Source organism: Peribacillus asahii (assembly GCF_004006295.1).
Classification (GTDB): domain Bacteria; phylum Bacillota; class Bacilli; order Bacillales; family DSM-1321; genus Peribacillus; species Peribacillus asahii_A.
Genome location: NZ_CP026095.1, coordinates 157,501 through 170,000, shown reverse-complemented (window position 1 = coordinate 170,000; position 12,500 = coordinate 157,501). Strand labels below are relative to the sequence as shown.

Annotated in this window: 7 protein-coding genes, 8 tRNA genes, 3 rRNA genes and 1 pseudogene (2 of these 19 only partly in view); all 19 read right to left on the bottom strand. The window is 41.5% G+C overall.

Annotated features, from left to right (window positions below; genetic code table 11):
- Window positions 1-155 (bottom strand): 16S ribosomal RNA (locus BAOM_RS00975); it reaches 1,395 nt to the left of the window's first position.
- 426 nt (window positions 156-581) lie between these two features.
- Window positions 582-961: pseudogene (locus tag BAOM_RS00970) on the bottom strand (DUF1648 domain-containing protein).
- A gap of 269 nt (window positions 962-1,230) precedes the next feature.
- Window positions 1,231-3,033 (bottom strand): glutamine--fructose-6-phosphate transaminase (isomerizing), encoded by a 1,803-nt coding sequence (gene glmS, locus BAOM_RS00965; protein ID WP_127758698.1) that lies wholly within the window; start codon window positions 3,031-3,033, stop codon window positions 1,231-1,233.
- 544 nt (window positions 3,034-3,577) lie between these two features.
- Window positions 3,578-4,927 carry a phosphoglucosamine mutase gene (gene glmM / locus BAOM_RS00960; protein ID WP_127758697.1) on the bottom strand — a complete coding sequence of 450 codons (1,350 nt, stop codon included), beginning with the start codon at window positions 4,925-4,927 and terminating at the stop codon, window positions 3,578-3,580.
- Between the two features lie 56 nt (window positions 4,928-4,983).
- Window positions 4,984-6,354, bottom strand: coding sequence for a CdaR family protein (locus tag BAOM_RS00955; RefSeq protein WP_127758696.1), 1,371 nt, complete (start codon window positions 6,352-6,354; stop codon window positions 4,984-4,986).
- Window positions 6,347-7,171, bottom strand: a complete 825-nt coding sequence (gene cdaA / locus BAOM_RS00950) for a diadenylate cyclase CdaA (RefSeq protein WP_127758695.1) — start codon at window positions 7,169-7,171, stop codon at window positions 6,347-6,349. The genes BAOM_RS00955 and cdaA overlap by 8 nt, the downstream gene beginning before the upstream one ends.
- Before the next feature lie 153 nt (window positions 7,172-7,324).
- A complete protein-coding gene (locus tag BAOM_RS00945) occupies window positions 7,325-7,960 on the bottom strand; it encodes an anti-sigma factor family protein (RefSeq protein WP_127758694.1) in 636 nt (211 codons plus the stop codon).
- Window positions 7,961-7,976: 16 nt separating this feature from the next.
- Window positions 7,977-8,540 carry an RNA polymerase sigma factor SigW gene (gene sigW, locus BAOM_RS00940; protein WP_127758693.1) on the bottom strand — a complete coding sequence of 188 codons (564 nt, stop codon included), beginning with the start codon at window positions 8,538-8,540 and terminating at the stop codon, window positions 7,977-7,979.
- 183 nt (window positions 8,541-8,723) lie between these two features.
- A complete protein-coding gene (rocF, locus tag BAOM_RS00935) occupies window positions 8,724-9,626 on the bottom strand; it encodes an arginase (protein WP_127758692.1) in 903 nt (300 codons plus the stop codon).
- A 135-nt stretch (window positions 9,627-9,761) separates the two neighbouring features.
- A tRNA-Ala gene (locus tag BAOM_RS00930) sits at window positions 9,762-9,837 on the bottom strand.
- A gap of 18 nt (window positions 9,838-9,855) precedes the next feature.
- A tRNA-Gln gene (locus BAOM_RS00925) sits at window positions 9,856-9,930 on the bottom strand.
- Between the two features lie 35 nt (window positions 9,931-9,965).
- A tRNA-Tyr gene (locus BAOM_RS00920) sits at window positions 9,966-10,049 on the bottom strand.
- Between the two features lie 15 nt (window positions 10,050-10,064).
- Window positions 10,065-10,140, bottom strand: a tRNA-Thr gene (locus BAOM_RS00915).
- A gap of 7 nt (window positions 10,141-10,147) precedes the next feature.
- Window positions 10,148-10,223: transfer RNA gene (locus tag BAOM_RS00910), tRNA-Val, on the bottom strand.
- Window positions 10,224-10,227: 4 nt separating this feature from the next.
- Window positions 10,228-10,302: transfer RNA gene (locus BAOM_RS00905), tRNA-Glu, on the bottom strand.
- A 33-nt stretch (window positions 10,303-10,335) separates the two neighbouring features.
- Window positions 10,336-10,408: transfer RNA gene (locus BAOM_RS00900), tRNA-Thr, on the bottom strand.
- Window position 10,409: 1 nt separating this feature from the next.
- Window positions 10,410-10,484: transfer RNA gene (locus BAOM_RS00895), tRNA-Asn, on the bottom strand.
- 52 nt (window positions 10,485-10,536) lie between these two features.
- Window positions 10,537-10,652 (bottom strand): 5S ribosomal RNA (gene rrf, locus BAOM_RS00890).
- Between the two features lie 125 nt (window positions 10,653-10,777).
- Window positions 10,778-12,500: ribosomal RNA gene (locus BAOM_RS00885) — 23S ribosomal RNA — on the bottom strand (it continues 1,211 nt past the right edge of the window).

The following is a 12,500-nucleotide window of genomic DNA, read 5'->3' as shown; positions in this document are numbered from 1 at the left end:
CCGAAGTTATCCCAGTCTTACAGGCAGGTTACCCACGTGTTACTCACCCGTCCGCCGCTAATCTCAGGGAGCAAGCTCCCATTGATTCGCTCGACTTGCATGTATTAGGCACGCCGCCAGCGTTCGTCCTGAGCCAGGATCAAACTCTCCGATAGAATTTGACTTGCTCATGTGCACTTTTTTATAGTGTGTGCTCACTTAAAAAATTAACGTTGGCGTTTCTGTTTTGTTTAGTTTTCAAAGAACTAGTTTGTCTTGCTGACAAGAATTGATTATACGCTTTTATTTTCAATTCGTCAATTGTTTTTTTGAAATATTTTTCTTAACAATTATTTATTGAAAATAAAATTGCTTTTCCAACACAACGACTATTAAATAGAAATTAATAGAACTTCTTAGTCGGTTTTTATATAATACTATATTGATATATATAAATCAATACTTAATTTCAAAATAATTTAATCTGCCGCAGAACAGTATCCGGCAGATTATATAAAAAAGCTATAATTAAGACTCTTCCTTGTTGCCTATTCCCTGCTTGTCTTCTATATACAATACGTGAACCATTGCTCCCTTCCATATCATTGAATCCTTTTTTGCTTTATTATTCCTAACACAATTGGAATACCCGTTCCAATGATGTTACAGGCAAAAACCATTGACTAAAACCGCCTCCCCTACCTAAAGCAATAGAAACAGATTCAAATAGGATTAAACTAAAGGCTATTACACAAATACTTTTTAAGGTGTTGATAAGTTTTCTGCTGTATAAATAAAACTGTTCTGCATTTGATTCAAATAATGAAGGCCCCAACGCCAGGTAAAATAAGCAACTCCCATTTAGAACCCCAACGATCTACCTCACCGAGAGCATTATAATGTGCAAGTACCTCTTCTGGAAGTGTACCCAAATAATAATTAAAAAAGTAAGGGATCCAAGGTAAGTGGAAAATCAAATCATATCCCAAACTCATTCACTCTTTGTCTTTGAAATATTTAATTTCGGCCGCTCCCATGAATATAACACAATTTCACTCTCCCTATTCTACCGAGTAATCCATATTTCTTAGGAAATATTCTATTTATTTTTCAAATGACTTTATTGTCATTTAACAATATATCCTCATCATACAGGAATTAAAAAAATAAGAACAATTCATAATGTTATACACATTACGAATTGTTCTTATCAAGATTTATTTTAAAGCTATAACTAATCTCATACTCCTATTACTCAACTGTCACACTCTTCGCCAAATTACGCGGTTTATCCACATCGCATTCGCGGTGAAGCGCTGCATAGTACGCAATGAGTTGGAGAGGGATCACAGAAATAAGCGGTGTTAATAGTTCGTGCACTTTTGGAATAACAAAACGGTCGTCGTCTTCTTCCAATCCCTTCATAGAAATAATGCATGGGTTCGCACCACGAGCGGCAACCTCTTTCACATTTCCACGAATGCTTAAGTTCACACCTTCTTGCGTTGCAAGCGCAACAACCGGTGTACCTTCTTCGATTAATGCAATCGTACCGTGTTTTAATTCTCCACCAGCAAAGCCTTCTGCTTGAATATAGGAGATCTCCTTTAACTTCAATGCCCCTTCTAGACCTACATAGTAGTCTAAAGAGCGGCCGATAAAGAAGCAGTTACGTGTCACAGATAAGAATTCATGAGCAATAGCTTCCATTTCTTCCTTCGAATCACAAAGAGCAACCATAGCTGTCGCGACCATTCCAAGCTCTTTTACAAGGTCAAAGTCTATCTCCTCATTGCGGAACTTTGCCACTACATTAGCTAAGATAGCAAGTACCGCTACTTGAGCTGTATAAGCTTTTGTAGATGCTACTGCAATTTCTGGACCTGCATGTAAAAGTAACGTAAAGTCCGCTTCACGAGAAAGCGTAGAGCCTGGTACATTTGTAATCGTAAGAGCTTTATGGCCTAACTCCTTAATTGCCACAAGAACGGCACGGCTATCCGCCGTTTCACCACTTTGTGAAATGAAAATAAATAACGGTTTTTCTGATAAAAGCGGCATATTGTACGTAAATTCCGAAGCCACATGCACTTCTACTGGAATTTTCGCCATTTTTTCAATGAACTGCTTGCCAATTAAACCAGCGTGATAACTTGTTCCACAAGCAACGATATAGATACGATCCGCTCCGCTTACAGCTTCTGCAATATTGAAGTCAATCATAAGCTCATCGTTTTCATTTTGGTAAGCTTGAATAATTTTACGAATAACAGCTGGTTGCTCATCGATTTCTTTAAGCATATAGTGCGGATACGTTCCTTTTTCAATATCACTCGCATCTAGCTCTGCTGTATAGGGTTCACGTGAAACCTCTTCATTATCTAAGTTTTTAATCGTTACATCTTCTTTCGTCACAACGACCATTTCTTTATCCATTAGTTCTAAAAATTGATCGGTTACTTGCAACATTGCCATAGCATCAGAAGCGACTACATTAAAGTCTTCACCCACACCAATTAATAATGGGCTTTTATTTTTCGCTACATAGATAACCTCAGTATTCTCAGCATCTAATAACGCTAGAGCATAAGAGCCTTTTAATAAGGTTAATGTATGACGGAATGCTTCCTCAACATCTCTTCCTTCGTTTACAAATTTCTCAATTAATTGAACAATTACTTCTGTATCTGTATCACTTTTAAACGTTACATCTTGTAAATACTCACGTTTTAAAATGGCATAGTTCTCAATAACTCCATTATGAACAAGTGTAAATCGGCCTGATGCACTTTGGTGCGGATGCGCATTATCTTGACTCGGTACACCATGAGTTGCCCAGCGCGTATGTCCAATTCCTGTATGTGCTGAAACATCTCGATCCACTTCAGCACGTAAATCCGCAATACGGCCTTTTTCTTTAAAAATGGTTACACCTTCTTCATTTTTAACAGCAATACCTGCTGAATCATATCCACGATATTCAAGCTTTTCTAAACCTTTTAATAAAATCTCCTTCGCATCTTGAAGGCCAGTATAGCCAACGATTCCACACATAGTGATGTTCCTCCAAACCGGTTGGAGGAGGTAAGCATGTATCAGAGGGGCTCTGCACATACTTACCTCCTCACCTCATTATTTTTAAAATTTTACTGCTTGTGCATTTTCCACCCTTTGTGCAGCAAGTTGCCTCGCTGTTTTAAGATGAAAATTACGACGGTTGTGCACAATCAACCGGGAGGCATCCGCCGATTATTCGATAAACCTCCCCCTCGTCAACTAAGCCATCGTTTCGTCCAGACTTAGTTCAGGCGCTTGTAAAACTACTATAATTATTAACTTTTCCCTCCTCCCGCTTTTTAATTAACAAATATTAGAAAGCATAGAAAACAGGATAAGCATATCGTAAACAAAACTAAACAAAAGGTCAATCTTATATTACTCTTTCACCTCATAAAGTGACTTAAGAAGCATTCCTTTCCCATACTCTCTAATTTGATTTAACGTGATTCTTTTGAACCATATAACATAAAAATATGCATAAAAGGCAAACTTGTGCCTGTTATGCATATTTTTAAAACATATATTTGTAAAATTTCCCCTATTCAGTCAATCCCATTTCAACTTGTACAACAGTAACAATTCGATCGACATAGCGTGTACATTCTTCAGGAGTCGGGGCTTCTGCCATAACGCGCACAAGAGGCTCTGTTCCTGATGGTCGAACTAAAATACGTCCGTTTCCATTCATCTCCGCTTCCACTTCTTGAATGACTCTTTGCACGTTTTCATTCGCTGTAACACCATGTTTATCACTCACACGTACATTCACAAGTGTTTGTGGATACTTCTTCATTTCGCCAGCTAATTCAGATAACGGTTTCTTCGTTTCACTCATAATATTAACGAGTTGTAAACCGGTTAATAAGCCATCTCCTGTTGTATTGTAATCCAGGAAAATAATATGACCGGATTGTTCTCCCCCTAGATTGTAGCCGCCCTTTTTCATTTCTTCCACAACGTATCGGTCTCCGACAGCCGTTTGTGCGCTATTCACACCATGTTCCTCTAATCCTTTATAGAAACCAAGATTACTCATTACCGTCGAAACAACTGTGTTATGTTTTAAACGATTTTGTTCCTTTAAATACTTGGCACAAATATACATAATTTGATCGCCATCTACGATATTTCCTTTTTCATCAACAGCGATAATGCGATCACCATCACCATCAAATGCCAGTCCTACATTCGCACCTTTTTCAAGAACAAAGGAAGCCAATGCTTCTGGATGCGTCGAGCCCACACCTTCGTTAATATTTAAACCATTTGGTGAAGCCCCCATTGTCGAAACATCTGCATCTAAATCGGCAAATAAATGTGTCGCAAGAGAAGATGTCGCACCGTGGGCACAATCCAAAGCAATATGAATACCTGTAAACTCTTCATCCACAGATTGTTTTAAGTACTGAATGTATTTTTGGCCACCTTCGAAGTAATCATTGACATGTCCTAGATCTCCACCAACTGGACGTGGCAGCTCATCTTGTTCTGAATCAAGCAGCGCTTCTACTTCTGCTTCCTGCTCATCTGTCAGCTTAAACCCATCTGGTCCGAAAAATTTAATCCCATTATCCGCAACTGGGTTATGTGAAGCAGAAATCATGACACCTGCTTCAGCACTTAACGCTTTTGTTAAATAGGCCACACCAGGGGTTGAAATGACTCCTAAGCGCATTACTTCGGCACCAATAGATAATAAGCCTGCTACCAGTGCGCCTTCTAACATATGACCAGAAATACGCGTATCACGTCCGATTAAAACTTTCGGAGTCTCAGCATGCTTCGTTAATACATACCCGCCAAAACGTCCTAACTTAAATGCTAATTCAGGAGTTAGTTCGCTATTCGCTACACCCCTTACTCCATCTGTACCAAAATATTTACCCATCTAAAATCGCTCCTTCTTTGAATCGTTTCTATTGTATAACCGCCTGTAAGCGTAGGCTATGTTTCTTCCTTTTGAGTAATGGAGACCGTTGCGGTTGATGATGAGAGTTCCCATTCCACATTGTCAGGTACTTTAACAGATAACGGTACATCGTGCTTACCTTCTGTTAATTGACTAACATCCGCTGTCACGACTATGTCATTCACTGTTATATTCTTTAAGTCTTGGCTAGCTCCCATCAGCGTAATATCCGTCGTTTTAGGTTCTACCTCTACTTCCTGATTCTCATCCAACCCAGTAATCCCAATTATGAGGTTAGTTAGTTTTTTAGATTCAACCGATACCTCTTGTTCTTCTTCCTGCTGCTCCTGTGGCTCCTGCGTTTGTTCCTCTTCGTCCTGTTCTATTTGTTCTTCTTGTTCTTGATCTTCTTTTTCTTTTTCTTTTTCTTTTTCTTCTTCATCCACTACATGATCAGTTTGGACTTTCACTTTAACCGTGCTTACTGACATTTTCTTCACATCATCAGGCTGTGGCAGTTTGACCTCTAATTCCGTATTGCCGGTCACTTTTGAAATATCAACATCTACATTAATACTGTTAATGTTTTTTAGATCCTCTTCTTTTCCGTATACCGTTACCTCTTTTGGATTAACTGATAAACTCTTAATTTGAATTCCATCTTTGGCCTTCCCTTTTTGAACAGCATTAATTTTAACTGTCTTAGATGGTATACTAATCGGCAAAGTAACGTTAACACTTGCTGGTTCAATAACGACATCCAGATTATTCAAATTGCGGTCTAAAGCTCGAACAGTTGCTTTACCGCTTACTGTCTCTTTAACACCTTTATTTAAACCAATCATGGCTTTCACATAAGAAATTTGTTCAATCGTTTCCTTAGCCCCCGTAACTTTTACTGTTTGTGGACTAACAGTCGGCGGTTCTGCTGAATATCCATCGGCTAACACAGAGGGGTCATATTCAGCTTCAACTGGGAATTCTTTCGTGACTCTCTCTTGAATGTTCACTTCGACATATTCCGGCTCAATTGTTGCCACTAGTTTTTCGTTTAGATCGCTAATTTTAAACGTTACAGTTCGACTTCCTATCGTAATATTAGGGTCAGAAAGATCGACATACACTTTAAAGTCACGTTGATTTTTCGCAGCTGTAACAAGTGCCCTAGCCCCTTTTAAGGTCACATCAACATTATCAGGCATACCGCTGACAACCAGGTTTTCCATGTCATAGTACACTTCAACCGGGACGTTCTCAATCGTCTCCGTAGCGATATCAGGAGAAGTTGAAAATCCAATTGACTTTTTATCAGACTGCAACTCAAAGTTCGCTGAAATAAACAGTAAAACAGCAATCACAAACGACGCGATTCTAACAAACCATTTATTCGCCATGAGTTTATCCATTCTTCTTCCCCCTCCAGCTCAAGATTCCTGAGGAAGTAGGCTTGTTTTTATTTAATACAAGTTCATTTATCAGCATTTCTTTAAATGCATCCTGATCTAAATTACGATACAGCTCACCATTTTTAGTCAGTGAAATACTCCCTGTTTCTTCCGAGACAACAATAGTTAAACAATCGGTTACTTCACTAATACCAATTGCCGCTCGATGACGTGTACCTAATTCTTTCGAAATAAAAGGACTTTCCGATAACGGCAAATAACAAGCCGCTGCAGCCACTCTATTATCTTGTAGGATTACCGCACCATCATGAAGCGGGGTATTGGGAATAAATATATTAATCAATAGTTCTGACGTAATATGCGATCCAAGCGGAATACCTGTTTCAATGTAGTCGCTTAAACCGGTCCCTTTTTCAATTGAAATTAAAGCTCCAATCCGTCTTTTTGCCATATAGGCAGAAGCTTTCACAATTTCTTCTACCAAATGCTCTTGCTCATCCTCTTCTGGCATATTATTTCGTGAAAAAAGGCTTCCTCGTCCTAACTGTTCAAGAGCACGTCTTAATTCTGGTTGGAAAATAATCAAGATAGCCAAAACCCCCCAGGTCATAACCTGTTCCATTAACCACCCTAACGTATTTAAACCAAGCAAACTACTCAAGCTGCGCACAACCACAATAACAAAAATTCCTTTTAACAGTTGAACAGCCTTTGTCCCACGAATAATGTTAAATATCTTATATATTAAAAACCAAACGAGGAAAATATCTAATAAATTTACTACGTAATCCCAAAATGTTAAATCGGGTAATGCCATATTATTTCCTCCAGTCAATAAAACACTTAACCTATGTAAGCACAAATATCACGAACCTTTTTAGTATACCATTTTCCATATCATAATCCTAAATTTAATACAATCGGAAAAGGCAAATCCACCTGAAGCACTAGCTTCAGGCAGATTCGCTACCTAGTTCTCCTCTCCTGATTTTTCTCCTGCTTCTGGGTACACAATGGACTTCACTGTATGTTTTATCTTAAACCATAGCCATTCAAAAGCTTGATTGATTTCTTCAATCTGCCCCGTAACATTCCCGGCTGCAGCCATATATTGTTGGCCATTGATAACAGTCACATCACCATCCACTTGACCTTCAATACGAATGTCCCCATTTTGGACAACGATATCTCCCTCAACGGTCTTCCCCTCTGGAACAATGACCGTTTCACCTTCTACAATTAAATTCGGTTGCTTCGATACAGAGAATCGTTGATCTTCATTATAAGTCGAAAAAACGGAACCTGTCATAAGTAAAACAAACAAGGACGCTGCTGTTAAAAGTGGATGTTGCCTAAACCAGCGCTTAGCCCCTACTTGTTTTTTCTCCTTAGGAAGTTGGGCCATAACTCTAGCTGTAAAGTCATCAGGTGCTTTAATATGGGACGTGCTTTGTACGAGAGCAACTGCCTTTTTCATCTCATGAAAATACTCTCGACATTCAGAACAGGTTTGTAAATGACTCCGTAAAATTTCTTGATGCTCTGACGTAATGTCTTCATCTAAATAATCGTGCATATATTCAATGATATCCTCATGGCAATTCAAAATACTCACCTTCTTTTTAAAAATGGCGCAGTTGTTTTCGCAAAGCTTCACGACCGCGATGTATCCTCGTTTTGACTGTACCGACTGGTAAATCCAATATGTCGCTAATTTCCTTCAATGATAGTTCTTCAATATATTTCAAAACGATAACCGATCGATATTTTTCTGGCAACTTTGTGATTTCTGCCTGAATAGATTCTTGAAGCTCTAATGATGCTACTTCCTCTTCTGGCTTCAATGTATCTGAAGCAATCTGCGAATACATATTCAATCCCTCTGTACCAGCTACTTCAGCATCTAAATGATAATCTGGCTTCTTCTTTCGAAGTCGATCAATACAGAGGTTCGTTGCAATTCGATATAACCATGTTGAAAATTTCATGTTAATCTTAAAGCTATGGATATTTACAAAGGCCCTCACAAACGCTTCTTGAGCTAAATCCTCTGCTTCATGCCTATTCCCCAGCATCCTAAAGCAAAGTTGAAAAACTTTATCCTTATATAGTTCAACAATTTCTCCAAATGCGTTTTGATCCCCTTTTAGAACTTGATTAATTCTTTTTGTTATAAGTGCTTCCATCCTGTTTCTACCCCCGCTCATGCGGCTATACGATAAGTACGAATCGTAAGCTAAAAGGTTTCAAAAATTTCCCCATTTTAATTTTAACAAAGTTTTTACCAGTCTGTTCAATAAAATACAAATGAACAAACATAAAAAAACAGCAACTTCATGACTCGGAAGTTACTGTCCTCTTAAACTAACTTATAAAAGCTTTTCTCCTAACAACGAGCCCATCAACGCGACTGCAAGTACTGCCGTTTTATTTCGTTCATCTAAAATCGGATTTACCTCAACTAACTCTGCAGAAGTAACTAATTGAGACTCTGCCAACATCTCCATGGCCAAATGACTTTCTCGATAACTAACCCCTCCATTAACAGGTGTCCCTACCCCTGGGGCATCTGCGGGGTCTAGCGCATCTAAATCTAGAGATAAATGAACGCCGTCTACTCGCTCACTTAAGTATGTAATACATTGCTCCATAACCGTGGCCATTCCTAAACGGTCAATTTCATGCATCGTATAGACTTTAATTCCTTTTTCCTTAATCAACTTCTTCTCGCCTTCGTCAAGCGATCGGGCGCCAATAATCACAATATGTTCTGGCTTAACCTTAGGCGCATACCCTTGTATATTGACTAAATCTGGATGACCAAGCCCTATACTAACAGCTAGCGGCATTCCATGTATATTACCAGAAGGGGAAGTTTCCTCTGTATTTAAATCTCCATGGGCATCAAACCAAATTACACCTAAATTTTGATAATGCTTTGCTACCCCAGCCAAAGTGCCGATACCAATGGAGTGATCCCCTCCCAACACAAGCGGAAATGAATGATTCTTCATAATTTCATCTACTTTATCTGCTAATAATCGATTTACCTCCGTAACAACCGGTAAGTTTTTTAAATTAGAGTGCGAAGGAACTCTATTAGCAGTGCGACTAATGATAATATCTCCCAAGTCTTCCACTTCAAGTTGCAGACCCTTAAAACGCTCAACAATCCCAGCATACCGGATCGCGCTTGGCCCCATATCTACCCCTCTTCGTGTTTGACCAAGATCCATAGGAACACCGATTAATGATATTTTCTCTATATTCATCCCATCTCCCCCTCTTCCATTTTATAACTGAAAAGGCAAATGGTTCAACTTAACAAATTGATGTATAAAGATACAAACACAAAAAAGTCTTAAACTATATTAGTTTAAGACGAAATTATGGTGTTATGTAGTTAATGGTGGAGCCTAGCGGGATCGAACCGCTGACCTCCTGCGTGCAAGGCAGGCGCTCTCCCAGCTGAGCTAAGGCCCCATATGAAATTTAAAAAGATGGCTGGGCTAGAAGGATTCGAACCTTCGCATGACGGAATCAAAATCCGCTGCCTTACCGCTTGGCTATAGCCCAATATATGAATAAAAAATGCCTATAATTTTATAAGATGGTGGAGGGGGGCAGATTCGAACTGCCGAACCCGAAGGAGCGGATTTACAGTCCGCCGCGTTTAGCCACTTCGCTACCCCTCCACATATATGTGGGAATGGTGCCGGCAAGAGGACTTGAACCCCCAACCTACTGATTACAAGTCAGTTGCTCTACCAGTTGAGCTACACCGGCATCTAAATGGTGGAGGATGACGGGATCGAACCGCCGACCCTCTGCTTGTAAGGCAGATGCTCTCCCAGCTGAGCTAATCCTCCAAAATGGTGACCCCTACGGGATTCGAACCCGTGTTACCGCCGTGAAAGGGCGGTGTCTTAACCGCTTGACCAAGGGGCCTGTATAAAAAAGTAGATCTAGTCAGTAACAGTAAGCTCCCAAGCGGGCTTGAACCGCTGACCTCTTCCTTACCATGGAAGTGCTCTACCTACTGAGCTATGGAAGCATGGCTCCGCAGGTAGGATTCGAACCTACGACCGCTCGGTTAACAGCCGAGTGCTCTACCACTGAGCTACTGCGGAATAATAAATGTTTCCTAAAACTCTTTATTGTTCATAATATTATTATGAAACAGCCTGGCAACGTCCTACTCTCACAGGGGGAAACCCCCAACTACCATCGGCGCTGAAGAGCTTAACTTCCGTGTTCGGAATGGGAACGGGTGTGACCTCTTCGCCATCATTACCAGACTATATTCATCTCTCAAAGACATTTATTATTTTAATATATTCTTTGAGATTTTGCAAGAATAAAAATTTGTTTTTTATTCCTTCAAAACTAGATAATAGGAAAGCATTGCGTATTACCAAAACAATAGGTTAAGTCCTCGACCGATTAGTATCAGTCAGCTCCATGTGTCGCCACACTTCCACCTCTGACCTATCAACCTGATCATCTTTCAGGGGTCTTACTAGCTTGCGCTATGGGAAATCTCATCTTGAGGGGGGCTTCATGCTTAGATGCTTTCAGCACTTATCCCGTCCGCACATAGCTACCCAGCGATGCCTTTGGCAAGACAACTGGTACACCAGCGGTGCGTCCATCCCGGTCCTCTCGTACTAAGGACAGCTCCTCTCAAATTTCCTGCGCCCACGACGGATAGGGACCGAACTGTCTCACGACGTTCTGAACCCAGCTCGCGTACCGCTTTAATGGGCGAACAGCCCAACCCTTGGGACCGACTACAGCCCCAGGATGCGATGAGCCGACATCGAGGTGCCAAACCTCCCCGTCGATGTGGACTCTTGGGGGAGATAAGCCTGTTATCCCCGGGGTAGCTTTTATCCGTTGAGCGATGGCCCTTCCATGCGGAACCACCGGATCACTAAGCCCGACTTTCGTCCCTGCTCGACTTGTAGGTCTCGCAGTCAAGCTCCCTTGTGCCTTTACACTCTACGAATGATTTCCAACCATTCTGAGGGAACCTTTGGGCGCCTCCGTTACCTTTTAGGAGGCGACCGCCCCAGTCAAACTGCCCACCTGACACTGTCTCCCACCCCGATCAGGGGTGCGGGTTAGAATGTCAATACAGCCAGGGTAGTATCCCACCAACGCCTCCACCGAAGCTGGCGCTCCGGCTTCACAGGCTCCTACCTATCCTGTACAAGCTGTACCAAAATTCAATATCAGGCTGCAGTAAAGCTCCACGGGGTCTTTCCGTCCTGTCGCGGGTAACCTGCATCTTCACAGGTACTATAATTTCACCGAGTCTCTCGTTGAGACAGTGCCCAGATCGTTACACCTTTCGTGCGGGTCGGAACTTACCCGACAAGGAATTTCGCTACCTTAGGACCGTTATAGTTACGGCCGCCGTTTACTGGGGCTTCAATTCAAAGCTTCGCTTGCGCTAACCTCTCCTCTTAACCTTCCAGCACCGGGCAGGTGTCAGCCCCTATACTTCACCTTGCGGTTTCGCAGAGACCTGTGTTTTTGCTAAACAGTCGCCTGGGCCTATTCACTGCGGCTCATCTGGGCTTTAACACCCTAATGAGCACCCCTTCTCCCGAAGTTACGGGGTCATTTTGCCGAGTTCCTTAACGAGAGTTCTCTCGAACACCTTAGGATTCTCTCCTCATCTACCTGTGTCGGTTTGCGGTACGGGCACCCTACATCTCACTAGAGGCTTTTCTTGGCAGTGTGGAATCAGGAACTTCGGTACTCTATTTCCCTCGCCATCACAGCTCAGCCTTAACGGAAACGGGATTTGCCTCGTTTCCAGCCTAACTGCTTGGACGCGCATATCCAACAGCGCGCTTACCCTATCCTCCTGCGTCCCCCCATCGCTCAAACGATGTATAGGTGGTACAGGAATATCAACCTGTTGTCCATCGCCTACGCTTTTCAGCCTCGGCTTAGGTCCCGACTAACCCTGAGCGGACGAGCCTTCCTCAGGAAACCTTAGATATTCGGTGGAAGGGATTCTCACCCTTCTTTCGCTACTCATACCGGCATTCTCACTTCTAAGCGCTCCACCAGTCCTTCCGGTCTAGCTTCAACGCCCTTAGAACGCTCTCCTACCACGGACATCGCAGATGTCC